Raw genomic sequence first — 25,414 nt, 5'->3', positions numbered from 1 at the left:
ATGGTCCGTTGTACCCTGCATGGTACTTATGACCACCACCGCCATCCACCTGCTGTTACTCACCGACCTGGTCGCCGACCTGCCCGTGGCCGTGCGCCTGCAGCGCCTCGTCGGCAGCCTGCGCGCCCACTTCGGCTGCGAGGCTGTGGCCTTGCTCAAGCTCGATGGTGAGCATTTGCGCCCCGTGGCGATGGCCGGCCTGGCCAACGACGCGCTGGGACGCCGCTTCGCCGTCGCCGACCATCCGCGCCTGGCCGCCATCCTGCAGCGGCGCGGCGTGCTGTGCTTCCATCACGACAGCTCGCTGCCCGATCCCTACGATGGCCTGATCGCCGAGCGGGCCGGCGAGCCGCTGCCCGTGCACGACTGCATGGGCATGGCGCTGGACCTGGAAGGCGAACGCTGGGGCGTGATCACGCTCGACGCGCTGCAGGTGGGCACCTTCGATACGCAGGCACAGCGCGACCTGGGCGAACTGGCCTGCGCCATCGAGGCGGCCGTGCGCGTCACGCGCCTGGAGACGGAAATCCGCGCCCTGCGCCTGTCGGGCGGCGCCATGCTGGCCGATGCCCAAGCGCCGCGCGAGGAACACGATTTCGTGGGCCAGAGCAACGCCATCACGCACTTGCTGCACGAATTGCAGGTGGTCGCCGATTCCGAACTGCCCGTGCTGCTGCTGGGAGAGACGGGCGTGGGCAAGGAATTGTGCGCGCACCGCCTGCACCGGCTGTCGCGCCGCGCGGGCAAGCCTTTGATCCACGTCAATTGCGCGGCCTTGCCCGAGTCACTGGCCGAAAGCGAATTGTTCGGCCATGTGCGCGGTGCGTTTTCCGGCGCCGTCAGCGACCGGCCCGGGCGCTTCGAGGCGGCCGAAGGGGGCACCCTGTTTCTCGATGAAGTGGGGGAATTGCCATTGTCGATACAGGCCAAGCTGCTGCGCACCTTGCAAAATGGCGAAATCCAGCGCCTGGGCGCGGACCGGCCGCGCCGGGTCAACGTGCGCGTGATCGCCGCCACCAACCGCAGCCTGCGCGAACACGTGCGCGACGGCTCGTTCCGCGCCGACCTGTACCACCGTTTATCCGTGTATCCCGTGCCGATTCCGCCGCTGCGCGAGCGGGGCAATGACGTGCTGCTGCTGGCCGGGGGTTTCCTGGAACTGAACCGCGCGCGCCTGGGCTTGCGCAGCCTGCGCCTGTCCGCCGCGGCGGAAAACGCCTTGTGCCACTACCGCTGGCCGGGCAATGTGCGCGAACTGGAACATGTGATCAGCCGGGCCGCGCTGAAAGCCGTGATACGCGGCGCTGACCGCAAGGACATCGTGACCCTGGAAACGGATATGCTCGACCTCGATGCGCTGGAAGCGCCGGCCGGCACGGACGCGCTGCCGCTGGCGCCAGCCGCGTGCGGCACGCCGGCGGCGCCGCTGCTATCGATGCATCAGATCGTGGAAGCGAGCCAGCGCCAGGCCATCCGGCAAGCGCTGGTCCTGCATCAGGATAACTGGGCCGCTGCGGCGCGGCAGCTGGGACTCGACGCCAGCAACTTGCACAAACTGGCGCGCCGGGTGGGGCTGAAAGCCTGAGCCGGCGTTACCGCTCAGCGATGAGTGACCAGGCTGCTCGGCAAGCTGTGCAGGTAAGCGGCAAGGTCCTTGATGTCCTGGTTGCTCAGCGGTTTTACCTGGCCCGTCATGATGGCGTTGTTGCGGCCGTTGGCCTTGTCGCCCCGTTTATACGCGGTCAACGCATGTTCCAGGTAATCCTTGTGCTGGCCCGCCAGTTTCGGGTACGACGGGTCGATGGGCGAACTGTAATCCTTGCCGTGGCAGGTGGCGCAGCTGTATTTTTCGGCCAAGGCCTTGCCCGTGTTGATATTGCCGGCGGCGCTGGCGGAAAACGAGACGGTGGCGCAAACGAGGGCGGCGAGTAGTTTTTTCATCAGGCTGGTCCTCAGTTCGTCTTGGCTTGTTGCGCATAATACGCGGCGACATCGGCGATATCCTGGTCCGACAGGCTGCTGGCGATGCCCTTCATGCTGGGGTGCTTGCGGTCGCCCTTCTTGTAGGCTTGCAGCGCATTCTCGATATATTTTGCCGGCTGGCCGCCGATCATCGGCACCTGGAATACTTCAGGAAAGGTTGCCTTGTAACCGGGAATGCCGTGGCAGCCGATACACATTTCCACCTTGGCAGGGGCTGCCTTGGCGTTTCCTACAATGTCAGCCGCTGTGACGGCATTTGCTATGCCGGCAAGCACGAGAAGTGCAAATATTTTTTTCATAGTGGCAATGTGAACAAAGGTAATCGGAGAAACGCCAGAGCTGGTTTTTTTTGATTTTATGTGTTGACAATTAAGGTTGCCAATTAATCTGCTGCTTGCCGATTCTAGCCAAGATATTCTTGCAAGTCCACCTATAAAACCCGCATTGTAGGCACGCAGGCACAGGCCGTCCGCGTGACGCTGGGCCACAGTTCTGTTTATACTCACCATTTCCCCACTTTGGCAGACCGCTCATGCAAGCACAGCACACCCAGCAAGGCCAACGCTTCGAAGGTTCCGACAGCTATGTCGCCACCGCCGACCTGAAACTGGCCGTGAATGCGGCGCTGACCCTGCAACGCCCGCTGCTGATCAAGGGCGAACCGGGCACGGGCAAGACCATGCTGGCCGAGGAAGTGGCCGCCGCGCTGAACATGCCGCTGATGCAATGGCATATCAAATCGACCACCAAGGCGCAGCAGGGCCTGTACGAATACGACGCCGTCTCGCGCCTGCGCGATTCGCAGCTCGGCGACGAGCGCGTGCGCGACATCCAGAACTACATCGTCAAGGGCGTGCTGTGGCAGGCCTTCACGGCGCCCGAACCGGTGGTGCTCTTGATCGATGAAATCGACAAGGCCGACATCGAATTCCCGAACGACCTGCTGCGCGAACTGGACCGCATGGAATTCTATGTGTATGAAACGCGCGAAATGGTCACGGCGCGCCACCGTCCGCTCGTCATCATCACCTCGAACAACGAGAAGGAATTGCCGGACGCCTTTTTGCGCCGCTGCTTCTTCCACTACATCAAATTCCCGGACAAGGACACGATGGAGCAGATCGTCGCCGTCCACTACCCACACCTGAAACAGGAATTGCTGGCGCAGGCGCTGCAAACCTTCTATGAAGTGCGCGACGTGCCGGGCCTGAAGAAAAAACCGTCGACGTCGGAATTCCTCGACTGGCTGAAACTCCTGCTGGCCGAGGACATTCCGGCCGAAGCCTTGCGCAGCAAGGACAACAAGGCCGTCGTGCCGCCGCTGCACGGGGCGCTGCTGAAAAACGAGCAAGACGTGCACCTGTTCGAGCGCCTGATGTTCATGTCGCGCACCAACCGCTAAGGAGCGCCGGTGAACGACATCAGCCCCGACAAGGTCTTCGTCCCCCTGGAACTGCACGGCATCCGTCTCGAAGCGCTGGCGCCGCACCATGCGGCCGGCCTGCGCGCGGCGGCCATGGATGGCGAACTGTGGAATCTGCGCGTCACCTCCGTGCCCGAGCCGGACCAGGTTGACCAGTACATTTTCAAGGGCATCGAGATGCGCCCCACGCGCTTCGCCTTTGCCGTCGTCGACGCGGCAAGCGGCGAGGTGCTGGGCACCACCAGCTACCACGACGTGGTACCGGCCATCGGGCGCCTGGAAATCGGCTACACCTGGTATGCGAAGCGCTGCCAGCGCAGCCACGTCAACACCACTTGCAAATTGCTGCTGCTGGCGCACGCCTTCGACACGCTCGGCTGCGCGCTGGTGGGCCTGCGCACCGATAATTTCAACCACGCCTCGCAGGCGGCCATCGAACGCCTGGGCGCGAAAAAGGATGGCGTGCTGCGCCACCATGCGCTGCGCCGCGACGGCACCGTGCGCGACACGGTCATGTACAGCATCACGCGCGGCGAGTGGCCGGAAATTGCCGCCCATTTGCGCTACAAGCTGGCGCAGCGCCCCATCGCCGCACTGCCGCGCGCGGGAGAGCGGTCGCCATGCTGATCGATTTCTTCTTCACGCTCAAGGATGCGAAGATTCCCGTCTCGATCAAGGAATTTTTGACCTTGCTCGAGGCGCTGCAAAAGAACGTCATCGACGCTTCGATGGATGATTTTTACTATCTGTCGCGCCTGACCCTGGTCAAGGATGAAGCCCATTTCGACAAGTTCGACCGCGCATTTGCCCAGTACTTCAAGGGCGTCAACGCGGCCTTCGACACGAACGCGGCGATTCCGCTCGACTGGCTGTTCAAGCGCATGCAGCGCGAGCTGTCCGAGGAGCAGAAGGCGCAGCTGGAAAAATTCGGCTACGACAAGCTGATGGACCGCCTCAACGAACTGCTGAAGGAGCAGAAGGAGCGCCACGAAGGCGGCAGCAAGTGGATAGGCACGGGTGGCACGTCGCCGTTCGGCAATGGCGGCACGAATCCGGAAGGCATCCGTATCGGCGGCAAGGGCGGCAACCGCACGGCCGTGAAAGTGTGGGAAGCGCGCAGCTACAAGGATTACGACGGCGAGCGCGAACTGGGCACGCGCAACATCAAGGTGGCGCTACGCCGCCTGCGCAAGTTCGCGCGCGAAGGCGCGGAAGACGAACTGGCGCTGGACGCCACCATTGCCGCCACGGCGAACAACGCGGGCTACCTCGACATCAGGATGCGGCCCGAGCGCAAGAACCGCATCAAGGTGCTGATGCTGTTGGATGTGGGCGGCAGCATGGACGACCATATCGAGCGCACCGAGGAACTGTTCTCGGCGGCGAAGACGGAATTCAAGAACATGGAGTTCTTTTACTTCCATAACTGCGTCTACGACTATTTGTGGAAGAACAACCGGCGCCGCAACGCCGAGCGTTTTCCCACCTGGGACGTGCTGCGCAAATACCCGCCAGACACCAAACTGATCTTCGTCGGCGACGCCACCATGAGTCCCTATGAAATCCTGCAGCCGGGCGGCAGCGTCGAATACAACAACGAGGAAGCGGGGTCGACGTGGCTGGCGCGCTTTACCCAGGCGTTCCCGAAATTCATCTGGCTCAATCCAGAGTCCGAGGGCTTGTGGCAGTACCGCCAGTCGATCGGCGTGATGCGGCAGTTGATGAACAACCGCATGTTCCCCCTGTCGATCGACGGGCTGGAGCGGGGCATGCGCCTGCTCAGTAAATAAAAACGCCTAACAAAAAGTCCATGGCGGCAGGGGGCCGCCATGCCGTACACTGCGACACGGCACTACCGTGCGGAGCATCTCCGCCGCGGGCGGGTACCATACGCTGGTACCAGTCCTGCCCTACCCTGCTGCATCCTGTGCGCGGCCGCCATGGCCGCGACACTGTTCGATTGCGCACATCGTGCGCGCCTTCTGCTCCGGTAGAATCGGCGCATCGCTCTGCGCAAACAATGCACCATCGCTGCACCACGACATTGCCGCGCCAGCCCCCGTGCTGCCGGCCGGTGCCAGCGCCATTTTCAAAGGAATGAGCATGCAAAGTCTGATCTCGATCGCCGCCGACCTGTCCTGGCCGTTCGCCATTACCCTGGCCTGGGTAGTGGGCGAATTCGGCCACCGCTGGACGGGCCTGCCGCGCATCAGTTTTTACGGCGTGATCGGCTTCGTCCTCGCGCAGACGCAGGTCGGCATCCTGCCGCAGACGGACGCCGGCCCCATGCTGGTGCTGGCCGACGTGGCCTTCGGCCTGATCCTGTTCGAGGTAGGCTACCGCATCAACCTGCGCTGGCTGAAGAACAACCCGTGGATCGCCGTCACGGGCCTGGTCGAGTCCCTGCTGACCTTTACCGTCGTCTACTTCATCGGCATCGAATTCGGCAGCACTTCGATGACGGCGCTGCTGCTTGCGTCGCTGGCCATGTCCACCTCGCCGGCCACCATCATGCGCGTCATCAACGAGGAACGCAGCTCGGGCCAGGTCACGGAACGCATCGTCCACCTCACGGCCTTGAATTGCGTGCTGGCCGTCTTCACGTTCAACATCATCGTCGGTTTCTGGATGTTCCAGAGCTCCACCGATTTGATCGAGGCGAGCAGCAGCAGCGCCGCCGTGCTGGCCGCCTCGGTTGCCGCCGGCACCGTCTTCGGCATCGTCGTGCCGGCCATGCTGCGCCGCCTGGGCAATATGGCGCAGGACGCCACCGTGGCGTTCGCGCTGTCGGTGATGCTGCTCGTCGCCCTGACCTACACCACCAGCCTGTCGCCGCTGCTGGCCACGCTCACCTTCGGCCTGGTGGCGCGCCACCGCCGTGTCGCCTTCAGCCAGGCGCAGCGCAATTTCGGCGCCATGGGCGAGCTGCTGACGGTGCTGCTGTTCGTGTATGCCGCCTCGACCCTGGAATGGGCCAGCGTGACGGCCGGCGCGGGCCTGGCCCTGGCCGTCGTCGGCGGACGCTTGCTGACGAAGGTCGCCGGCGTGGCCGCGTTTTCGCACGTGAGCGGCATTTCCTGGCGCAAGGGCGTGCTGACGGGCGTGGCGCTGACGCCCGTTTCCGTCTTCATCATCCTGCTGCTCGAACACGCGCGCCAGCACGGCGTGAACTTCGGCGACGAATTGAACGCCCTGGCCGCCATCACCCTGGGCCTGGAACTGGTCGGCCCCGTGCTGGTGCAGCGCGTGCTGATGCTGGCCAAAGAAACCCATGAAATCAAGGAGCGCTAAATGCCGCTGGAACCCTTTGGCCAATCGGCCGCGCTGACCTTCGGCGTCGAACTCGAACTGCAACTGGTGAACCTGTCGGACTATGACTTGACGGCCGCCAGCCCCGACCTGCTGCATCTGCTGAATAAAAAGCCGTTCCCCGGCAACGTCACGCCGGAAATCACCGAGAGCATGATCGAGATTAACTCGAGCGTGCACACGCATCACGGCCCCCTGCTGGCGCAGTTGCAGGAAATCCGTGACACCTTGATCACGGCCGGCGACAAGCTCAATATCGGCATCGCGGGCGGCGGCACGCACCCGTTCCAGCAATGGTCGTCGCAAAAGATCTTTTCCAAGCCCCGCTTCCAGGAAATCTCGGAGCTGTACGGCTACCTGGCCAAGCAGTTCACCATCTTCGGCCAGCACGTGCACATCGGCTGCGCCTCGGGCGATGACGCCATGTTTTTGCTGCATTCGCTGAACCGCTACATCCCCCACTTCATCGCCCTGTCGGCTTCCTCGCCCTACGTGCAGGGGCGCGACACCCTGTTCGACTCGGCCCGTCTGAACTCCGTGTTCGCGTTTCCCATGAGCGGGCGCGCGCCGTTCACCCTGAGCTGGGACCAGTTCTCCAACGAGTATTTCGCCAAGATGGAGAACACGGGCATCATCAAGAGCATGAAGGACTTTTACTGGGATATCCGTCCCAAGCCGGAATTCGGCACCATCGAACTGCGCGTGTGCGACACGCCGCTGACGGTGGAGCGTGCCGCCGCACTGGCCGCCTACCTGCAGGCACTGTGCCGCTACCTGCTCGAACGCAAGGAGGTGCCGCCGGTCGAAGACGATTACCTCGTATATAACTACAACCGCTTCCAGGCTTGCCGCTTCGGCCTCGATGGCGCCATCACGCATCCGAAAACCTACGAGACGATGTCGCTGCGCGAAGACATCATGACGACGCTGCGCAAGATGGAACCGCACGCCGAGGCGCTGGGCAGCACGCCGGCCCTGAAACACCTGTCGGACGTGGCCAAGCAATGGAGCGACGCGCAATATCTGCGCAAGCAGCACAGCTTGCAGGGCAGCGCCGAGGGCATGGTCGATTCGGCGATCCGCTGCTTCCGTGGCGAAGCGATGAACTACTAAGGCTGCTCTGCATGGTAACGTAGGTCGGATTAGCCCGTAGGGCGTAATCCGACAACATTGTTAGCGCCAGTGGTTGGCGTCGGATTACGGTCCTTGGGGTCTGACCCGCCGGGTCAGACCCCAGCATTCAATAACGTCAACCAAAAAACCACACCGCGCCTCCCCGTTATTTACAGCGCCATCCCCCGCTTGTTACAATAAGTGAGAATGATTCTTATTATTGTTTAAAAACGCCAGCCCACCGGGCCGGTCATGCAAGGGGAATGCGATGCCGCTGGCAAAGCCGTTACAACGCCAGGACATCGCGACACTGTATGCCGACCACCACGGCTGGCTGCAGGGCTGGCTGCGCAAGAAACTGGGCAGCACGGCGTGCGCGGCCGATGTGGCGCAGGACACCTTCATGCGCCTGCTCGACCGCGAAGACGCCGTCGCCGCGCGCGAGCCGCGCGCCTTTCTCGCCACCGTCGCCCAGCGCGTGCTGTTCAACCATTACCGCCGCCAGAAACTGGAACAGGCTTATCTCGACGTGCTGGCGCAGCTGCCGCCCCTGCATGCGCCGTCGCCCGAGGATCGGGCGCTGCTGCTGGCCACCGTGTTTGAACTCGACCGCATGCTCGACGGCTTGCCGCCTCCCGTGAAACGGGCTTTTTTGCTACGCCAGCTCGACGAACTGCCGCAGGAAGACATCGCGCGCCAGCTCGGCATCTCGCTGGCCACCGTGAAACGCCATCTGCAGCGCGCCGGCAGCGCCACGCAGGCGTGGCAGCAGCTGCAAACGCAGCACGAACACCTGCCGTCCGCCGTGCACGCGACCCTGCTGCGCGCCTGCGTGCAAGCGAACGCGCCGCGCCGCCACGCCGTCAAGACGCTGGCACTGCTGCTGGCCTGCGGTGCCTCGCTGTATGCGTTCGAACGCCGCAGCCCATGGCGCGGCTGGATGGCCGACTACCGCACGGCCGTCAACCAGCGCCGCGTCGTGACCCTCGATGACGGCACGCAGCTCACGCTCAATACCAATAGCGCAGTCAATATCGCTTACGACGGCGCACAGCGCCGCATCGAACTGCTGGCTGGCGAAATCTTCATCGCCACCGGCAAGGATGCGGTGCAGCGCCCCTTCTTCGTCGGTACGCCGCACGGCAGCCTGCAGGCGCTGGGCACGCGTTTCACCGTGCGCCTGCACGAGCAATACGCCAGCGCCGGCGTGCTCGAAGGGGCCGTCGCCGTGCTGGCCGATGATGGCGCGCAGCGCATGGTGCTGCGTCCCGGCGAAGGCGCCCATTTCGACGGCACGGGCGTGCACCGCCAGGCCCTGGCGCCGTATGGCGGCGCGTGGCTCAATGGCATGCTGGTGGCGCGCGACATGCGCCTGGCCGATTTCCTCGCCGAGCTGTCGCGCTACAGCGACCATCCATTGAGCTGCGCGCCCGCCATCGCCGGCCTGCGCGTCTCCGGCTCCTACCCGCTGGCCGATGTCGATGCCATCCTCGACGCCGTCGGCGCCAGCCTGCAGCTGCGGCGCCATACCGTCACGCGCTTCTGGGGCCATCAAGTCGTCAGGATCGAACTGGCGGCCCGCTGAAAAATATTTTCTGCAAAGTGAGCTGTTTCGCCGTGCTTGCGTGACCTGGAAGATAGGCAGTCTCCATCTTGCGCATCCACGAAAGGTTTTATTCCATGCACCACGCTTCGCGTTCCCTCCTTACCCGCACCGTCCTCGCCTGCGCCCTGTCGCAGATCGGCATGGCCCTGGCCCTGCCGGCATCGGCCCAGGCGCAAACCCGGCAAGTGCGCACCTACAGCATTCCCGCCGGTGCGCTCGGCGACGTGCTGACGCGCTTCGGCAGCGACAGCGCCATTTTATTGTCGTTCTCCAGCGATGCCACGCAAGGCTTGCGCAGCGCCGGCCTGCAAGGCAGCTATGGCGTGCACGATGGTTTCCGCATGCTGCTGGCCGGCAGCGGCCTGCAAGCCGTGCCGCAGGCGAATGGCGGCTACCTGCTGCAGAAAATCCCCGCCAGCGCCGGCGCCCCTTCGGCGGGCAGCCGCGGCGTGGCCGTCATGGGCGGCGTCACCGTGGTGGCGGCAGCCGAACGCAGCGCCGTCACCAGCGGCACGGGCAGCTATACGGGCGGCCCCGCCAGCGGCGCCATGGGCCTAGCCCTGACGCAGCGCGAAACGCCGCAATCGCTGACCATCGTCACGCGCCAGCAGATGGATGACCAGAACAGCAATGCCGTCTCCGACGTCATGAAGAACGTCAATGGCGTCAACGTGCAAAACTATGACAGCGACCGCTGGAGCTTCTGGGCGCGCGGCTTTTCCGTCACCAATTTCCAGTATGACGGCGTGTCGGCCATCTATGACGGCGTCTACGACTGGGGCACGACGAACAGCGACATGGCCATCTACGACCGCATCGAAGTGCTCAAGGGTGCAACGGGCTTGATGAGCGGCTCGGGCGACCCGTCGGCCACCGTCAACATGGTGCGCAAGCGCCCCACCGCAGCCTTCGAGGGCTCGGCCACCCTGGGTGCGGGATCCTGGGACAACTACCGCGGCGAAGCCGATGTTTCCGGCCCGCTCAACGACAGCCGCACGGTGCGCGGCCGCCTGGTGGGCGCCTACCAGGACAAGCATTCCCACCTGGACCGCTACACACAGCAGAAATCCGTCGCCTACGGCATCATCGAAGCGGACCTGACGCCCGTCACCCTGCTGACGGCCGGCTTCACGCACCAGGACTACAAGCCGCGCGGCTCGACGTGGACCGGCTTCCCCGTGCTGCTGGCCGACGGCTCGCGCACGGATTTCCCCACCTCGTGGAACCCGGCCACGGACTGGAGCCGCCGCGACATGCAGAACACCACGCTGTTCTCGTCGCTCGAACATACGTTCGCCAACGAGTGGAAACTGAAATTGAGCGCCAACCAGCTGCGCAGCAAGCATGACAGCGTGCTCGGTTCAGCCAGCGGCGGCAATCCCGATCCCGTCACGGGCGAAGGCGCCTACTTCTTCATGGGTAAATACAAGGGCGACCGCCGCCAGACCACCGTCAACGTGGACGCCAGCGGACCATTTACGGCCTTCGGCCGCCGCCACGAAGCGATGCTTGGCTATTCTTCATCGACGGCAAAGCAGGATGGCCCCGTATATGAGTCGGTCTATCCGCCCGTGGAAGGCAGCTACTTCGACTGGCGCGGCCAGTACGCGGAACCGGCGTTCACGCGCCTGGGCAACGACAACGACAAGACACGCCAGAGTGGCCTGTATGGCGCGCTGCGCCTGCGTCCCCTGGATGCGCTGTCCGTCATCGTCGGCGCGCGCGTCAGCAACTACAAGCAGGACCAGGACCGTACCTTCTTCGACAGCGGCACAGCGCACATCACCTCGCGTATCGACGAAAGCAATGTCATCACGCCGTATGCGGGCGTCGTGTATGACCTGGACAAAACCTATTCCCTCTTCGGCAGCTACACGAGCATCTTCGCGCCGCAAAGCAACCGCGACATGAACCGCAACTTCCTCGCCCCCGTGCGCGGCAAGGGTTTCGAGGCGGGCGTGAAAGCCGAATTCCTGGAAGGTAAAGTCAACGCCAGCGCCTCGCTGTACCAGATCCGCCAGAGCAACGTGGCCAACTATGTGGGCGAGGTCAATGGCGAGGAAGCGTATGAAGGCATCGACGGCGTCACCAGCCGCGGCCTGGAAATGGAAGTGACCGGCGAAGTGCTGAACGATGTGAAACTGAGCGCCGGCTATACCTATACGCGTATCCGCGACAAGGATGGACAGGAAGTGTTTTCCACCATGCTGCAAACGACGCAGCCGCCGCACCTGCTGCGCGTGCAGGGGACATGGCGCCTGCCGGCCAGCCTGAATAAAATCACCGTGGGAGGTGGCGTCAACTGGCAAAGCGGCTTCTACGGCCATATCTGGAACCCGGCCGCCAATGACTATGCGCGCATTGAACAAGGCGGCTTTGCCCTGGTCAACCTGTTGGCCCGCTACGAAATCAGCAAGAACACAACGGCCAGCCTGAACGTGAACAACCTGACGGGTAAAAAGTACTTCACGGGCCTGGGCCTGTTCCAGACGGGCTTTTACGGCGAACCGCGCAATGTCATGCTGACCTTGCGCACGAAGTTTTAATCAGTTGCCGTACAGCGCCAGCGCCCAGGCTGGCGGATGCAATTCCAGCGCCAGGGACTGGTAAGCGGGATCGAAGCGCGCCGCCAGCAAATACACATTGGCGGCGCCCTTCGGTTCCCAATTCCCCGTAAAGCCCTTTTCGCCGGCCGCCACGCGCTTGCGGTCGAAGGGCACGGCGCTTTTCGCGAATTCCTCGTGCGTCTTTTTGCCCTGCGCATACGGTGACAGCCAGGCCAGCGCCTCGGCAAGGCGCTTCGCTTCCGGCGCGCCATACCAGTCGTCGCCATGCGCCTGCGCCATCAGAGCCGTCGTCAGCAGCGGCTCCAGGCTGTAGGTGGTGTAGTGCAGGGCGTCGCGCTGCTCGAAGTCGAAGGGCACGCCGCCGGCGCCGATATTGCGCGGCACGTGCGCCAGGAAGCGCTCCTTCGCGCGCGCGATCAGCAAGGCGTCGCCCGTGACATACGCGGCGGCCGTGCCGATCTTGATGCGGTGGCTGTGCCAGTTGTTGCGCGCCGTGGACGGGCCGCCCACCTTGATGGGATCACTCAGATACCCGTTCGCCAGGGTGCGGCAAAACGCCTGCACCTGCTCGCGCTCGACGCCGTTCAAGCGTTCCTGTACCAGGTCAAAGCCCATCAGCAGGCTGGCCAGCTCCGTCTCGTCCACGGGACTGAACGAGGGCTGATAACTGCCGCTCCAGGCCAGCAGCAGCTGGCGCGCCGCCTCGAAATGCGCCATCTCGCCAGACAGCCGCCAGGCCAGCGCCTGCAAGCGCGCCTGGCGCCAGTCTTCCTGCGCCTGCTGGCTGGTCTCGCGCCCGCCCTCGCCCTTCAGCAAGCCGCCCGTGCGCACTTCGGCCATCAGATGCACGGGCCGCGCCGCATCCTTGCGCGCCGCCTTGAGCACCTGTTCGGCGATGGCCGGCGCCACCTTCGCCTTGAGCATGCGGGCCCGCGCGGCGGAGGTCAAGGCAAACGCCAGCGGGCCGTCGTGCGGACGCGGCGCCGCGCGCAAGCCCGCCAGGGGCAATGCCAGCAGGCCCGTCAGCACCATGCGCCGGCGCATCAGGTGCGCACTCAAAACCGCGTCTCCCGCGCCGCGCGCAAGAAATTATCGAGGATGGGCGTGCAATCGAGCAGCTCGACGCCGCCCGCCGAATGGAATTCCGGGTGCCACTGCAAGCCCATGACGAAACGCGCCCGCTGGTAGCGGATGGCTTCGACGATGTTGTCCCCTTGCGAATACGCTTCCACGGTGACGTCGCGCCCCAGGTCCTTGACCGACTGGTGGTGGATGGAATTGACGAGCGCCTCGCCCGCCTTCGGGAACATGCCCGCCAGCGACGAGCCTTTCGGGAAGACGATGGTGTGGCGGTGACGGTCATACAGGTCGTTGACGTGCGAGGTGGCGCCTTCCACGTCCGAAGCGATGTCCTGGTACAGTGTGCCGCCAAAGCCCACGTTGATCAGTTGGCAGCCGCGGCATATGCCCAGCACGGGTTTGCCCGCATCGACGAATTCGTGCAGCAGTTCCAGTTCGTACAGGTCGCGCGCGCGGTCGCCGTTCCATTCGGGCCGCGTGGCCGCCTCGGAATACGTCTGCGGCGAGACGTCGGCGCCCCCCTGCAGCACCAGGCCGTCCAGGTGGCGCGCATAGTGGCGCAGGGTGATGTTACTCGGGTGTAGCTGACCGTTGGTATTGACGGTCGGGATCATGAACACCAGCACGTCGCGCGACATGACCCACTGCGCGATCGACTCTTCCAGGTATTGCAGGTTCTTGCTGCGCAGGCCAGTGGCGCCCGGCTCGGGGTGGAAAATGCGTGCCGAGATGCCGATGCGCAGGGTGCGCCGCATGAAATCGCGGCTGGCCTTGTCGCGCATGGAGCGGTAGCGCGACGAGATCACCCGCCAGGCCAGCGCCAGCGGCGTGTCGTTATCCTTCAGGTAGCGGGGGGCGGCGTCGCGCGCGCGGTGCTCGTCATCGGGTGCCCGGCGGCCGACCCGGTCGGGCCGCGCCGGTGCTGGCTCTGGCGGCGCTGGGTCGGTGGACGGGGGCTGCTGGGGATCTTTTTCGTCTGACATGGCGGGGCTGACTGAAAGCGGAGAACGGTTTCAATATAAACCCCTGCTTCCGAAAGCACGATTCAATTTTGTAACAAAAGCATACCTGCGGGGCATCCACGCAACACGCCGGCGGCAAACGCATACGCCCCGTTTACGCTGGCGGCCCCGCTTTTTAGAGAATCTTTACGCCCCCGCTGCTAATCTTGAACGTACCTCAACCACCGCTGCAAAGCCACCATGGAACCCCATTCACGCCTGTCCGCACATCAAGCCCTGCCCCACCGCCACCCGCGCCTGCCCACTGTCCTCATGCATATCACGGTCGACAAAGCCTGCCTGGCCGAGCTGCGCCAGCTGGTCGTCAGGACGTGCGGCGGCATGCTGTCGTTCATGCGCGTCGAGGCGGTCGACCACGCCGAGCGCATGAAAGTCTGGCTGTGCGTGACGGAACCGGCCCTGCGCCTGACGATGGACGCCGTCATGCGCCTGCTGCCGGCGGCGGAATTTGGCCGCATCAGCCAGGGGAAATCGCTATGAACCAGTATTCCTGCGAGCAGGCGATGTCCTCGATGCGCATCACCACGCACTTCCAGGGCATCTGGGTGCCGATGGTCACGCCCTTCCGGGATGACGACGGCGACATCGACTTCGACGCGGCCCAGCAGCTCGCGTGCGAGCTGGCCGCCAGCGGCATCGACGGCCTCGTGGTGTGCGGCACCACGGGCGAAGCGGCCATGCTGAGCGCCGCCGAACAGACCATGCTGTTAGACAGCGTGCTCGAAGCCGTCGGTCCACGCTTCCCCGTCGTGATGGGAATAGGCGGCAGCGATACGCGCAATGTCGTCGCCACGGTTCAGCGCTACAACGACCATCCGCTGGCCGGTCTGCTGGTCTCCGCCCCCGCCTATGTGCGCCCGTCGCAGGACGGCATCGTGCGCCACTTCCAGGCCATCGCCGGCGCCACCGACCAGTCCATCGTGCTGTACAACGTGCCGGCCCGCACGGGCGTCAATATCGAACCGCAGACGGCCGCCCTGCTGGCGCGCGACTCGCACTTCGTCGCCATCAAGGAAGCGGGCGGCAAGCTGCAGCAGCTGGGCGAACTGCTGCTCGACACGCGCCTGGACGTGCTGTGCGGCGACGATGCCCTGCTGCTGGCCAGCCTGTCCATGGGCGGCCACGGCGCCATGTCGGCCGCCGCCCAGGTGCGCCCCGACCTGTATGCGCAGCTGTACCACCTCGTCAGGCAGGGCCGCCACGGCGCCGCCGGCGCCCTGTTCAAGACCATGCTGCCCGTCATCCGCCTGCTGTTTGCCGAACCGAATCCCGCTCCCGTCAAAGCAGCGCTAGCCATACAGGGCAAGGTGCGCAACGCCTTGCGCCTGCCGATGACGCCGATGTCTTCCGCCGGCCAGGCCGCCCTGGCCGCGGCACTCGAGCCCCTGCTGGAACTGCCCGTATGGACGGCCAGCGACAGGGATGCGCCGCGCGAAGGCTGCCTGCTGCAGCTGGTTTCCCCTGCCAACATCATGCCAGCCGTGCGCCAAGATGATCATCGCCATCACGGATGAACGCGGAGGGATGGAGAAATCCGTCCTGGCCGGGCGGCTGGCCGCGTCGCGCGCGCTGGCCGGGCGCAAGGTATTGCTGCTCGACGCCGATCCGCGCCAGGGCGCCATGGCGCAGGCGAGGAATATGCACGACGGCGCCATGCACGGCAGCCTGACGCGGCCGCGCCTGATGGCGCGCGCCATCAGCGCCAAGGGTTTGCAGCCGGAGCTGGAACACCTGGTGCACTGCTACCACGACATCGTCATCGACAGCGAAGGCCGCGACTCCATGGGCAGCCGTTCGGCCCTGGTCGCCGCGCGCGTACTGGTGGTGCCGCTCGACGGTGTCGTCAACGCCGCCGCGCAATCGGGCCTGGCGCGCCGCATCGCACATGCGCGCAGCATCAATCCGGGCCTGCGCGTGCTGCTGGCAGCGGACACGCAAGCGGTGCCCGCCCATGCCCTGGCCGCGCAGATCCCGGCCGCCCGCGTGGTCAGCCTGGGGCAGCTGTACTGCGCCGTTTTCAACCTGCCCGCCTAGCCGGGCCGGGCACGCAAAAAAAAGGCGGCGCATGCGCCGCCTCTCTTCTCTGTCAATTAAAACGTCTTGCTGACCGTCAGCTGCAGCGCCGTCTTGCCCATGAATTTGCCATTCACGGGCGAGGCATAGGCCGATTTGCCCGCGTTCGTGCCGATCACGGCCAGCGCGCCCGTCACGATGCCGAAGTCGCGCGTGACGCCCACTTTCCAGTCCGTGTAGCTCGATGCATCATTGTTCTTGACCTTCTGGTGGCCCGCGTGCAGGTTGCCGGTCCAGCCGTTCGTCAGGTCGATATTCGCGCCGATGTCCAGGTAGCCGCTGTTCTTGCTGTTGACGATGCCGAACAGGTTCGAAACGGCGTGCGAATACTTGATATAGGCGGGGCCATACGACAGCTGGCCGTAGACTTCCTGCGTGTCCGCGTCGGCCAAGCCGGCGACGTGCTTCAAGCCGTTGTCCGCATACACATAGGCGAGCACGCCCACGTCATAGCCAACATCGCTACTCAACTGGCCGCGCTTGCCCGCATACAGGTCCACTTCCACGTCGCCGCTGCCGCCCGCGTCCTTGGTCCACTTGATGGTGGAAGCCCAGGCGCCTGCATACAGGCCCGTCGGATTGTTGACGTAGTCGACGCCGCCCTGCAGCGCCGGTTTCAAGCGCGTCTGCGAGATGCCGCGGTAACGGTAGTCGGATACGCCGGCCACGTTGAAGCTCACTTCATTATCGGGCTTGGCCTCGTCCGCGTGGGCCAGGCTGCCCGTCAAGGCTGTGGCGACGGCAAGTGCAAGTAGCATTTTGTTCATGGTTGTTCTTCTTCATCGGTGGTATGGGCCTTTGCCAACATGGCGCAGCTGGCCCGCCGCTGCAAAAAATCGCTGCAAAAATTTTAAGTAAAGCGTCCCCCTGGCGCGCGCGGCGCCTGTTTTCAAACAGGGGATATAAAGTTGGCTAGAGCGGCAGCAGCAGCCGGTAGCCGACGGCCGTTTCCGTCAGCAGGTACTGCGGCTGGGCCGGATCGGCTTCCAGCTTCTGGCGCAGATGGCCCATGTAGATACGCAGGTAGTGGCCGTTTTCGCTGTTCGACGGCCCCCACACTTCACGCAGCAGTTGTGGATTGGTGACCACCCTGCCCGCGTTTTTCACGAGCACGGACAGCAAACGGAATTCCGTCGGTGTCATGTGCACCAGCTGCTTGTTGCGCGTCACCAGACGGTCCTTCAGGTCGACGCGCACGTCGCCAAACTGCACCACACCATCGTCGCTGGCGGCGGGCTGGCGCTGGCGGCGCAGGGTGGCGCGCACGCGGGCCAGCAATTCGCCCACGCCAAACGGCTTGGTCAAGTAGTCATCGGCGCCCGCATCGAGCGCGCGGATCTTGTCCTGCTCGTCGACGCGCGCCGACAGCACGATGATGGGCACGGCCGACCATTTGCGGATGTCGGCGATGAAATCGATGCCATCACCATCGGGCAGCCCCAGGTCCAGCACGATCAGGTCGGGCCGGCGCGTGCCCGCATCGATCAAGCCCCGCTGCATGGTGGCGGACTCGAAAATCTGCCAGCCCTCGTCTTCCAGCGCGGCGCGCACGAAGCGGCGGATTTGCGGCTCATCCTCGACCAGCAAGGCGGTGGCGGAAGGTTCGTTCATATTGATTTTCCTGTTTCATAGTCGTTGGCGTCATCGAACTCGAGCTCGGGCGGCGCCGGCGGCGTACCCAGCGGCAGGCTGAAGACGATGGAGGCCCCCTGTCCCGGCACGTGCGGCTGTGCGTGGATGGTGCCGCCGTGGGCTTCGACGATGGCGCGGCAAATGGCCAGCCCCAGGCCGACGCCAGGCTTGTTCGATTCGCGTTCGCCGCGCGTGAATTTTTCAAAGATGGCTTCTTCGCGGCCGGGCGGCAAGCCCGGGCCATCGTCCAGCACCGTCACCTGCAGGAACTGGCCGTGCACTCCAGCCGCGACCGTGATGGTGCTGCCGGGCGGCGTGTACTTGGCCGCGTTTTCCAGCAGGTTGCACAGCACACGCTCGACCAGCACGGCGTCGTAGCGCACCAGCGGCAAGTCCGGTGCCAGCTGCGTCTGCACGGCATGCTGCTGCAATTGCGGGCCGCTGGCGCGCAGCGCGCTGCCCACCACTTCTTCCAGCGCCTGCCATTGCAGGTTCAGGCGCACCTGGCCGCTCTCGATGCGCGCCATGTCCAGCAAGTTCGCCACCAGGGCGCTCATGCGCACGGTTTCGGACTGCAGCGAGCGCGCCATGTCCAGCTGCGCGGGCGACAGCGCCGGCCGCGACAAGGCCAGCGATTCGGCCAGGCCCACCAGCGACGTCAAGGGCGTGCGCAAGTCGTGCGACAGGGCCGCCAGCAGCGAATTGCGCAGCCGCTCGGACTCCATCTGCAGCAGCGCGCCCTGGGCCACGTCGATGTAGTGCACGCGCTCGAGGGCGATGGCCGCCAGAGCGGCAAAGGTATCGAGGTGCTGGCGCTGTTCCGGCACCAGCAGCCAGCGTCCGCGCTGCGCGCCCTCGAGCGGCAGCAGCGCCAACACGCCGCGCGTGCGCATCGGTGCGATCAGCGGCAGGTAGAAAATGGGTGACGCCGGCAAGGTGTCGGTACCCGTGCCTGCCGCCTGCGCATGGTCGAAGGCCCACTGGGCGATGCCGATATCGAGCGCCTCGCCGCCGTTCGCAGCTTGCAAGCTGCCTTCGTCATCGGGCAGCAGCAAGGTGGCACGTGCGCGGAAAGCCCGTTCGATGGCGCTTTTCGTGATGTCGAAAATCTGCTCCGTCTGCAGCACGCCGGACAACTCGCGCGAAAATTCGTACAGGGCGCGGGCGCGCGCTTCGCGGTGCGAGGCCACGCGCGCCTGGAAGCGCAGGCCGGCCGTCAGGTGGCCCGTGATCAGGCCCACGGCCAGCATCACGCCAAACGTGATCACATACTGGAAATCGCCCACGGCAAACGAGAAACGGGGCGGCACGAAGATGAAATCGAAGCTGGCCACGCCCACCAGGCTGGCCAGCGCCGCCGGCCCGCGCCCCAGGCGCACGGCCACCAGCACCACCGTCAGCAGGGACAGCATGGCGATATTGGCCAGGTCAAGATAAGGCTGTAATGGAACCGAGGCGAGGGCCGTGGCCAGGCTGACGCCGGCGGCCACGATGTAGCGCCAATGGCGCGAGGACCGGCGCGGCGCTTCCGCATCGTCGCCGCTTGCGCGCCGGGGCGCCGCATCGGCTGGCGGCAAGCCCACCTCGATCAGATCGATATCGGGCGCCAGACTGGCCATGCGCGCGGCCGGCGGCGCCTGCCACAGGCGCGCCAGCACACCAGCGCGGCCACGGCCCACGATGACTTTGGAGATATTCGCGCTGCGCGCATACTCGACCACGGCGCCGGCGATGTCGGCGGACGGCACAATGGCCGTGCGCGCGCCCAGGTCCTGCGCCAGTTTCAGGGTTTTCAAAATACGTTCGCGCTGGCCCGCCGGCAGGCGCTGCAAACGTGGCGTTTCCACGTACAGCGCATGCCATTCCGCATTCAGCTGGCTGGCCAGGCGCGCCGTGCTGCGGATTACGTGTTCGCCCCCCGCGTGCGGTCCCACGCAGGCCAGCAGCGCGGCGCCCGTCTTCCATACGGGGTTGATCGATTTCTCGACGCGGTAAGCCTGCACGTCGTCCTGCACCCGGTCCGCCGTGCGGCGCAAGGCCAGTTCGCGCAGGGCGATCAGATTGCCCTTGCGGAAAAAATGCTGCGACGCCCGCTCGGCCTGCAACGGCTGATACACCTTGCCCTGCTTCAGGCGGCGCAGCAGTTCATCGGCGGGGATATCGACGAGCACCACTTCGTCGGCGCGGTCGAATACCGTGTCGGGCAGGGTTTCGGCCACGCGCACGCCCGTGATCCCCCCCACCACGTCATTGAGGCTTTCCAGATGCTGCACGTTGACGGTCGACAGCACGTCGATGCCGGCCGCCAGCAATTCCTCGACATCCTGCCAGCGCTTCGGATGGCGCGAACCGGCCACGTTCGAGTGGGCCAGTTCATCCATCAGTATCAAAGGCGGCGCGCGACGCAGCGCTTCGTCGAGGTCGAACTCGTACAGGGTCTTGCCCCGGTACTCGATGGCCTTCAGGGGCAGCACGGGCAAGCCGTCCAACTGGGCCGCCGTATCCTGGCGCCCATGCGTCTCCACCACGCCCACCAGCAAGTCCTGGCCATCGGCCAGCAATTTGCGCGCGGCCGCCAGCATCGCATACGTCTTGCCGACGCCGGCCGAGGCGCCAAAATAAATGCGCAGCCGGCCGCGCGCGGCTTTCTTTTCCTGCGCCTGCACTTGCGCCAGCAGGGCATCAGGGTCGGGGCGTTGGCTGTCGTTGGGGAGCATGTTGTATTTTAATCTTCTTGCTTAATGCTATCTTGTTATTTTGCCGTGGCGCCAAGCGGCGACGTAAGCACGTAGGTCGGATTAGCGCTTGCGCGTAATCCGACGACATTGTTGGCCTGGCTGGTGGTGGTGTCGGCTTAAGCTGCGCTAAGCCGACCTACGCGCCGTTGTCAGCTTACTTTGCCATGGCATCGAGCGCCAGATTCAGTTCCAGGACATTCACGCGCGGTTCGCCGAAAAAGCCGATATATGCGGTTTTCTGCACCTTGGCGATGGCGTTTTCCACTTGCGCCAGCGGCATGGCGCGCACACGGGCCACGCGCGGCGCCTGGTACAGGGCGCCGGCCAGGCTGATTTCCGGATCCAGGCCGCTGCCCGACGCCGTTACCAGGTCGACGGGAATGGCGCGCATGTTGCCGGGATCCGCTTCCGTCAGGGCGGCGATGCGCGCCTTGACGGCGTCCACCAGGGCCGGATTGGTCGGTCCCTGGTTCGAGCCGCCCGAACCGGCGCCGTTATTGGCCATCGGCGCGGTGGCCGATGGACGGCCCCAGAAGTACTTGGGCGACGTGAAGGACTGGCCGATCAGGGTCGAGCCGACGGGTTTTCCGCCACGCTCGACGATGCTGCCGTTGACTTCATCGCTGAAGGCCAGCTGGCCGATGCCGGCCGTGGCGAATGGATAGACGACGCCGCAGATCACGGTCAGCGCGGCAAACAGGACCAGGGCGGGACGTACGATGGTGCTCATGATGGTTCCTTTAGACTAAATTGAGTGCGGACAGCAGCATGTCGATCAGCTTGATGCCGATGAAGGGCAGGACGATGCCGCCCAGGCCATAGATCAGCAAATTGCGGCGCAACAGGCTGGCCGCGCCGATGGCCCGGTATTGCACGCCTTTGAGCGCCAGCGGAATGAGCACGACGATGATCAGGGCATTGAAGATCACGGCCGACATGATGGCCGACGCGGGGCTGGCCAGGTGCATGATGTCCAGCGCCTTCAGCTGTGGATAGGTGCCCACGAAGGCGGCCGGAATGATGGCGAAGTACTTGGCGATGTCGTTCGAAATCGAGAACGTCGTCAGCGAGCCGCGCGTCATCAGCATCTGCTTGCCGATTTCAACGATTTCCAGCAGCTTGGTCGGGTTCGAATCGAGGTCGACCATATTGCCCGCTTCCTTGGCCGCCTGCGTGCCTGAATTCATGGCCACAGCCACGTCGGCCTGCGCCAGCGCGGGCGCGTCGTTGGTGCCGTCGCCCGTCATCGCCACCAGGCGGCCTTCGGACTGGTAGCTGCGTATCAGTTTCAGCTTGTCTTCCGGCGTCGCTTCGGCGAGGAAATCGTCCACGCCCGCTTCGGCCGCAATCGCGGCAGCCGTCAGCTTGTTGTCGCCCGTGATCATGACGGTCTTGATACCCATGCGGCGCAATTCCGCGAAGCGCTCCTTGATGCCGCCCTTGACGATATCCTTGAGTTCCACGGCGCCCATGACACGGCCATCGTCGACCACCACCAGCGGCGTGCTGCCGCGGCGCGCGATGTCGTCGACGGCACGCGCCACTTCATCGGGATACGGCTGGCCCAGCGCTTCCACATACTTTTTCATGGAATCGGCCGCGCCCTTGCGCAACTGGCGCACCTGCTGTTCGCCCGCGATATCGACGCCGCTCATGCGCGTTTGCGCCGTGAACGGTACGAAGGTAGCGTGCAGGCTGGCCATCTCGCGTTCGCGGATATTGAACTTCTGCTTGGCCAGCACGACGATGCTGCGCCCTTCCGGCGTTTCATCGGCCAGCGAGGCCAGTTGCGCCGCGTCGGCCAGCTGCTGCTCCGTCACGCCGGGCGCAGGCACGAAGCTCGACGCCTGGCGGTTGCCCAGGGTGATGGTGCCCGTTTTATCGAGCAGCAGCACGTCCACGTCGCCGGCCGCTTCCACGGCGCGGCCCGACGTGGCGATCACATTGGCCTGCATCATGCGGCTCATGCCGGCCACGCCGATGGCGGACAGCAAACCGCCGATGGTGGTCGGAATCAGGCACACGAGCAGCGCGATCAGCACCGTGATCGTCACGGGCGTGCCAGTGCCAGCCGCCGCCACGGAAAACAGCGAGTATGGCAACAGGGTCACGGTGACGATCAGGAAGACAATCGACAGGGCCACGAGCAGAATCGTCAGGGCGATCTCGTTCGGTGTCTTCTGGCGCTTGGCGCCTTCGACCATGGCGATCATGCGGTCGATGAAGGCTTCGCCGGGGTTGACGGAGACGCGCACCAGCAGCCAGTCGGACAGCACGCGGGTGCCGCCCGTCACGGCGGAAAAGTCGCCGCCCGATTCGCGGATGACTGGCGCCGATTCGCCCGTGATGGCGCTTTCATCGACGGAAGCCACGCCGGCCGTCACTTCGCCGTCGGCGGGAATCACGTCACCGGCTTCGACCAGCACCGTCATGCCCTTGCGCAGGTCGGTGGCCGGCGTGGGCAGCCAGGAAGTGCCGTATTTCGGTGTCTGCATTTTCTTTGCCATCACCGTTTGCTTCAGGGCGCGCAGCGAGGCCGCCTGCGCCTTGCTGCGGCCTTCGGCCAGCGCTTCGGCGAAGTTCGCGAACAGCACGGTAAACCACAGCCACACGGCGACGGCGACGATGAAGCCGAATGGCGCTTCGCCCTGGCCGCCGCTGATCCCGGCCTGGGTCGCCAGCAGGGTCGTGATGATGCTGCCCACGTAGACGACGAACATCACGGGGCTGCGCCACTGCGTGCGGGGGTCGAGTTTTTTGAACGCATCGACGACGGCGGGGCCGATCAGTGCGGAATCGAACAAAGTCAGGCTTGTGCGTGACATGGTAGCCTCTTATTTGATGAAAAGTTGCAGGTGTTCGACGATCGGGCCCAGGGCCAGCGCGGGAACGTAATTCAATACACCGACGAGCACGACGACGCCGATCAGCAGGCCGATGAACATGGGGCCGTGCGTGGGCATGGTGCCGGCATTGGCCGACAGGCGCTGCTTGGCCGCCAGCGAACCGGCCACCGCCAGCACGGGCACGATCACGCCGAAGCGGCCGAACCACATGGCGATCGCCAGCATCACGTTGTAGAACGGCGTGTTGGCAGACAGGCCGGCAAACGCGCTGCCGTTGTTGTTGGCGGCCGATGTGAACGCGTACAGGATTTCGGAGAAACCGTGCGCGCCCGGGTTGGCCACGCCGATCTTGCCCGGTTCGACCATCACGGCGATCGCCGTGCCCGTCAAGACTAGGGCTGGCGTGATCAGGATGGCAAGCGACACCATCTTCATTTCATAGGCCTGGATTTTCTTGCCCAGGTATTCAGGCGTGCGGCCTATCATCAGGCCGGCGATGAAGACAGCCAGGATGGCGAACATCAGCATGCCGTACAGGCCCGTGCCCACGCCGCCGAAAATCACTTCGCCGAACTGCATCAGCAGCAGCGGCACCATCCCGCCCAAAGGCATGTAGGAGTCGTGCATGGAATTGACGGCGCCGCACGATGCGGCCGTCGTCACGGCCGCGAACAGTGTCGAGGAGCTGATGCCGAAGCGCGTTTCCTTGCCTTCCATATTGCCGCCCGATTGCAGGCTGCTGGCCTGCTGATCCACGCCCAGCGCTTGCAAGGATGGATTGGCTTGCTGCTCGGCGCTCATCACGCCGGCCGTCATGACGACAAAGATCAGGGTCATGGCGGCCAGCACGGCCCAGCCCTGGCGCATGTCGCCCACCATGCTGCCAAAGGTGAAGCACAGGCCGGCGGGGATGATAAAGATGGCCAGCATCTGCAGGAAGTTCGACAGCACGGTCGGGTTTTCATACGGGTGCGAGGAATTGGCGTTGAAGAAGCCGCCGCCGTTCGTGCCCAGCAGCTTGATCGATTCCTGCGACGCGACGGGGCCCATGGCGATCGTCTGCGTCGCCGCCACTTGCGCTTCCATCACGGGCTTGCCGGCCGCATCCAGCACGGGCTGGCCGTCGGCTGTCACCTTCGGCGTTTCATACGCCACGTGATCGAGCAGGGTCACTTCCTTGTAGGCGGAAAAATTCTGGATCATGCCTTCGCCCATGAAGACGACGGACAGGGCCAGCGACAGCGGCAGCAGGATGTACAGGGTCGAGCGCACGAGGTCGACCCAAAAATTGCCGATCGATTTGCCCGAGCGCGAGGCGAAGCCGCGCACCAGCGCGAAGATCACGGCGATGCCGGTGGCCGCCGAAAAGAAGTTCTGGCATGCCATGCCCAGCATCTGGGTCAGATAGCTCATGGTCTGTTCGCCGCCGTAGCCCTGCCAGTTGGTATTGGCGACGAAGCTGACGGTGGTATTGAACGAGGAATCGGGGCTGACGGCGCCCAGGCCCTGTGGATTCAACGGTAAAATGCCCTGCAGGCGCTGCAGGCCGTAGACGAAGACGGCGCCCACGGTATTGAAGACGATCAGGGCGATGGCATAGCTTTTCCAGCCCATGGCCTTGTCGTCGGGCAGGCCGGACCAGCGGTACAGCAGGTTTTCCAGCTTTTGCAGCCAGCCCAGGCCGCGCACGGGCGCATCGCCGGCCACCTTGGCCATGTACAGGCCCAGCGGATAGCCGGCGGCCAGCAGCACGGCCAGGAAGGCCACCAATAACAGTATCGATTGCGTCGTCATCACAGTTCCTCCGCCTTCAGCAGCGCCACCAGCAGGTACACGAGCAAACCAGCCGAGACGACGGCGCCCAGCACATAAAACGCGTTCATTTGACGCTCCCTAATTTGTCGCAGGCGACGGCAAAGCCGGCCGCCAGGACGAAAAACACGGCAATCAAGCCGAGATACACGAGATCCATTCCCACCCTCATTCAGGTTTGTTTTGATAGTGAGCAGATTAGCCAAAAGG

At 64.5% G+C, this 25,414-nt stretch carries 22 protein-coding genes and 1 pseudogene; 12 read left to right on the top strand and 11 right to left on the bottom strand.

Translation table 11 applies throughout. From position 1 onward, the window contains the following. Positions 1-28: 28 nt before the first annotated feature. Complete coding sequence (norR, locus tag JAB6_RS01995) at positions 29-1,585, top strand: nitric oxide reductase transcriptional regulator NorR (RefSeq protein WP_070301180.1); 1,557 nt, start codon at positions 29-31, stop codon at positions 1,583-1,585. A 14-nt stretch (positions 1,586-1,599) separates the two neighbouring features. On the opposite strand, the gene JAB6_RS01990 is transcribed toward norR, so the two are convergent. Continuing rightward, complete coding sequence (locus JAB6_RS01990) at positions 1,600-1,941, bottom strand: cytochrome c (protein ID WP_034746527.1); 342 nt, start codon at positions 1,939-1,941, stop codon at positions 1,600-1,602. An 11-nt stretch (positions 1,942-1,952) separates the two neighbouring features. Then, a complete protein-coding gene (locus JAB6_RS01985; RefSeq protein WP_034746524.1) occupies positions 1,953-2,282 on the bottom strand; it encodes a cytochrome c in 330 nt (109 codons plus the stop codon). 233 nt (positions 2,283-2,515) lie between these two features. On the opposite strand from JAB6_RS01985, the gene JAB6_RS01980 reads away from it, so the two are divergent. From JAB6_RS01980 to JAB6_RS01945, 8 genes and pseudogenes are all read left to right on the top strand, one after another. Continuing rightward, complete coding sequence (locus JAB6_RS01980; RefSeq protein WP_034746522.1) at positions 2,516-3,385, top strand: MoxR family ATPase; 870 nt, start codon at positions 2,516-2,518, stop codon at positions 3,383-3,385. A 9-nt stretch (positions 3,386-3,394) separates the two neighbouring features. After that, positions 3,395-4,033, top strand: a complete 639-nt coding sequence (locus JAB6_RS01975) for a GNAT family N-acetyltransferase (RefSeq protein WP_034746520.1) — start codon at positions 3,395-3,397, stop codon at positions 4,031-4,033. Then, complete coding sequence (locus JAB6_RS01970) at positions 4,027-5,196, top strand: VWA domain-containing protein (RefSeq protein ID WP_070301179.1); 1,170 nt, start codon at positions 4,027-4,029, stop codon at positions 5,194-5,196. The genes JAB6_RS01975 and JAB6_RS01970 overlap by 7 nt, the downstream gene beginning before the upstream one ends. Positions 5,197-5,509: 313 nt before the next feature. Beyond that, a complete protein-coding gene (locus tag JAB6_RS01960; RefSeq protein WP_034746513.1) occupies positions 5,510-6,697 on the top strand; it encodes a cation:proton antiporter in 1,188 nt (395 codons plus the stop codon). Further along, entirely contained in the window at positions 6,698-7,828 is a 1,131-nt protein-coding gene (locus tag JAB6_RS01955) for a YbdK family carboxylate-amine ligase (RefSeq protein WP_070301178.1), read from the top strand. Between the two features lie 268 nt (positions 7,829-8,096). Continuing rightward, a pseudogene (locus JAB6_RS29650) lies at positions 8,097-8,579 on the top strand (sigma-70 family RNA polymerase sigma factor); the annotation flags it as partial. A gap of 189 nt (positions 8,580-8,768) precedes the next feature. Continuing rightward, positions 8,769-9,413 carry a FecR domain-containing protein gene (locus JAB6_RS29645; RefSeq protein ID WP_254671450.1) on the top strand — a complete coding sequence of 215 codons (645 nt, stop codon included), beginning with the start codon at positions 8,769-8,771 and terminating at the stop codon, positions 9,411-9,413. 95 nt (positions 9,414-9,508) lie between these two features. Further along, positions 9,509-11,980, top strand: a complete 2,472-nt coding sequence (locus tag JAB6_RS01945; RefSeq protein WP_083292520.1) for a TonB-dependent receptor — start codon at positions 9,509-9,511, stop codon at positions 11,978-11,980. Here the strand turns inward: JAB6_RS01945 and JAB6_RS01940 are convergent, their stop codons facing one another. Together JAB6_RS01940 and JAB6_RS01935 are read right to left on the bottom strand one after the other, a co-directional pair. Then, positions 11,981-13,060, bottom strand: coding sequence for an alginate lyase family protein (locus JAB6_RS01940; protein WP_139143250.1), 1,080 nt, complete (start codon positions 13,058-13,060; stop codon positions 11,981-11,983). It abuts the gene before it with no gap. Continuing rightward, positions 13,057-14,064, bottom strand: coding sequence for a gamma-glutamyl-gamma-aminobutyrate hydrolase family protein (locus tag JAB6_RS01935; RefSeq protein ID WP_070301177.1), 1,008 nt, complete (start codon positions 14,062-14,064; stop codon positions 13,057-13,059). The genes JAB6_RS01940 and JAB6_RS01935 overlap by 4 nt, the downstream gene beginning before the upstream one ends. Before the next feature lie 219 nt (positions 14,065-14,283). Between JAB6_RS01935 and JAB6_RS01930 the strand changes: the two genes are divergently transcribed. From JAB6_RS01930 to JAB6_RS01920, 3 genes are read left to right on the top strand one after another with little or no spacing between them, the layout of a single operon-like run. Then, on the top strand, positions 14,284-14,583 hold the full coding sequence (locus JAB6_RS01930; RefSeq protein WP_254671413.1) for a hypothetical protein: 300 nt from the start codon (positions 14,284-14,286) through the stop codon (positions 14,581-14,583). Next, positions 14,580-15,617 carry a 4-hydroxy-tetrahydrodipicolinate synthase gene (gene dapA / locus JAB6_RS01925; protein ID WP_070301176.1) on the top strand — a complete coding sequence of 346 codons (1,038 nt, stop codon included), beginning with the start codon at positions 14,580-14,582 and terminating at the stop codon, positions 15,615-15,617. The genes JAB6_RS01930 and dapA overlap by 4 nt, the downstream gene beginning before the upstream one ends. After that, positions 15,595-16,137: a ParA family protein gene (locus JAB6_RS01920; RefSeq protein ID WP_070301175.1), complete on the top strand. Its 543-nt coding sequence runs from the start codon at positions 15,595-15,597 to the stop codon at positions 16,135-16,137. The genes dapA and JAB6_RS01920 overlap by 23 nt, the downstream gene beginning before the upstream one ends. A 56-nt stretch (positions 16,138-16,193) precedes the next feature. Here JAB6_RS01920 and JAB6_RS01915 read toward each other — a convergent pair whose 3' ends face one another. From JAB6_RS01915 to kdpF, 7 genes are all read right to left on the bottom strand, one after another. Then, the gene (locus tag JAB6_RS01915) at positions 16,194-16,943 is read right to left on the bottom strand and encodes a TorF family putative porin (protein WP_070301174.1); all 750 of its coding nucleotides are present in this window, start codon (positions 16,941-16,943) and stop codon (positions 16,194-16,196) included. A gap of 145 nt (positions 16,944-17,088) precedes the next feature. After that, positions 17,089-17,787, bottom strand: coding sequence for a two-component system response regulator KdpE (gene kdpE / locus JAB6_RS01910; protein ID WP_034746496.1), 699 nt, complete (start codon positions 17,785-17,787; stop codon positions 17,089-17,091). Next, positions 17,784-20,525 carry a DUF4118 domain-containing protein gene (locus JAB6_RS01905; protein WP_070301173.1) on the bottom strand — a complete coding sequence of 914 codons (2,742 nt, stop codon included), beginning with the start codon at positions 20,523-20,525 and terminating at the stop codon, positions 17,784-17,786. The genes kdpE and JAB6_RS01905 overlap by 4 nt, the downstream gene beginning before the upstream one ends. Positions 20,526-20,700: 175 nt before the next feature. Continuing rightward, on the bottom strand, positions 20,701-21,276 hold the full coding sequence (gene kdpC, locus JAB6_RS01900; RefSeq protein ID WP_070301172.1) for a potassium-transporting ATPase subunit KdpC: 576 nt from the start codon (positions 21,274-21,276) through the stop codon (positions 20,701-20,703). A 10-nt stretch (positions 21,277-21,286) separates the two neighbouring features. Next, a complete protein-coding gene (kdpB, locus tag JAB6_RS01895; protein WP_070301171.1) occupies positions 21,287-23,371 on the bottom strand; it encodes a potassium-transporting ATPase subunit KdpB in 2,085 nt (694 codons plus the stop codon). 9 nt (positions 23,372-23,380) lie between these two features. Beyond that, on the bottom strand, positions 23,381-25,186 hold the full coding sequence (gene kdpA / locus JAB6_RS01890; protein WP_070301170.1) for a potassium-transporting ATPase subunit KdpA: 1,806 nt from the start codon (positions 25,184-25,186) through the stop codon (positions 23,381-23,383). Then, positions 25,186-25,275: a K(+)-transporting ATPase subunit F gene (gene kdpF, locus JAB6_RS01885; RefSeq protein WP_034746483.1), complete on the bottom strand. Its 90-nt coding sequence runs from the start codon at positions 25,273-25,275 to the stop codon at positions 25,186-25,188. Before kdpF ends, kdpA begins: the two co-directional genes overlap by 1 nt. Between the last annotated feature and the right edge of the window lie 139 nt (positions 25,276-25,414).

Origin of the sequence: Janthinobacterium sp. HH104, assembly GCF_001758715.1 — a bacterium.
GTDB lineage: Bacteria > Pseudomonadota > Gammaproteobacteria > Burkholderiales > Burkholderiaceae_D > Janthinobacterium > Janthinobacterium aestuarii.
Note: the sequence above shows the minus strand (reverse complement) of the source record. Positions and strands in the feature narration are given on the sequence as shown.

Bases quoted from the DNA above. Each gene is read 5' to 3' on its own strand.
- JAB6_RS01915 (WP_070301174.1), bottom strand. From the start codon at position 16,943: ATGAACAAAATGCTACTTGCACTTGCCGTCGCCACAGCCTTGACGGGC.
- kdpE (WP_034746496.1), bottom strand. From the start codon at position 17,787: ATGAACGAACCTTCCGCCACCGCCTTGCTGGTCGAGGATGAGCCGCAA.
- norR (WP_070301180.1), top strand. From the start codon at position 29: ATGACCACCACCGCCATCCACCTGCTGTTACTCACCGACCTGGTCGCC.
- JAB6_RS01955 (WP_070301178.1), top strand. From the start codon at position 6,698: ATGCCGCTGGAACCCTTTGGCCAATCGGCCGCGCTGACCTTCGGCGTC.
- JAB6_RS01920 (WP_070301175.1), top strand. From the start codon at position 15,595: ATGATCATCGCCATCACGGATGAACGCGGAGGGATGGAGAAATCCGTC.
- kdpA (WP_070301170.1), bottom strand. From the start codon at position 25,186: ATGACGACGCAATCGATACTGTTATTGGTGGCCTTCCTGGCCGTGCTG.
- JAB6_RS29645 (WP_254671450.1), top strand. From the start codon at position 8,769: ATGGCCGACTACCGCACGGCCGTCAACCAGCGCCGCGTCGTGACCCTC.
- JAB6_RS01980 (WP_034746522.1), top strand. From the start codon at position 2,516: ATGCAAGCACAGCACACCCAGCAAGGCCAACGCTTCGAAGGTTCCGAC.
- kdpB (WP_070301171.1), bottom strand. From the start codon at position 23,371: ATGTCACGCACAAGCCTGACTTTGTTCGATTCCGCACTGATCGGCCCC.
- JAB6_RS01945 (WP_083292520.1), top strand. From the start codon at position 9,509: ATGCACCACGCTTCGCGTTCCCTCCTTACCCGCACCGTCCTCGCCTGC.
- JAB6_RS01970 (WP_070301179.1), top strand. From the start codon at position 4,027: ATGCTGATCGATTTCTTCTTCACGCTCAAGGATGCGAAGATTCCCGTC.
- JAB6_RS01985 (WP_034746524.1), bottom strand. From the start codon at position 2,282: ATGAAAAAAATATTTGCACTTCTCGTGCTTGCCGGCATAGCAAATGCC.
- kdpC (WP_070301172.1), bottom strand. From the start codon at position 21,276: ATGAGCACCATCGTACGTCCCGCCCTGGTCCTGTTTGCCGCGCTGACC.
- JAB6_RS01930 (WP_254671413.1), top strand. From the start codon at position 14,284: ATGGAACCCCATTCACGCCTGTCCGCACATCAAGCCCTGCCCCACCGC.
- dapA (WP_070301176.1), top strand. From the start codon at position 14,580: ATGAACCAGTATTCCTGCGAGCAGGCGATGTCCTCGATGCGCATCACC.
- kdpF (WP_034746483.1), bottom strand. From the start codon at position 25,275: ATGAACGCGTTTTATGTGCTGGGCGCCGTCGTCTCGGCTGGTTTGCTC.
- JAB6_RS01990 (WP_034746527.1), bottom strand. From the start codon at position 1,941: ATGAAAAAACTACTCGCCGCCCTCGTTTGCGCCACCGTCTCGTTTTCC.
- JAB6_RS01935 (WP_070301177.1), bottom strand. From the start codon at position 14,064: ATGTCAGACGAAAAAGATCCCCAGCAGCCCCCGTCCACCGACCCAGCG.
- JAB6_RS01905 (WP_070301173.1), bottom strand. From the start codon at position 20,525: ATGCTCCCCAACGACAGCCAACGCCCCGACCCTGATGCCCTGCTGGCG.
- JAB6_RS01960 (WP_034746513.1), top strand. From the start codon at position 5,510: ATGCAAAGTCTGATCTCGATCGCCGCCGACCTGTCCTGGCCGTTCGCC.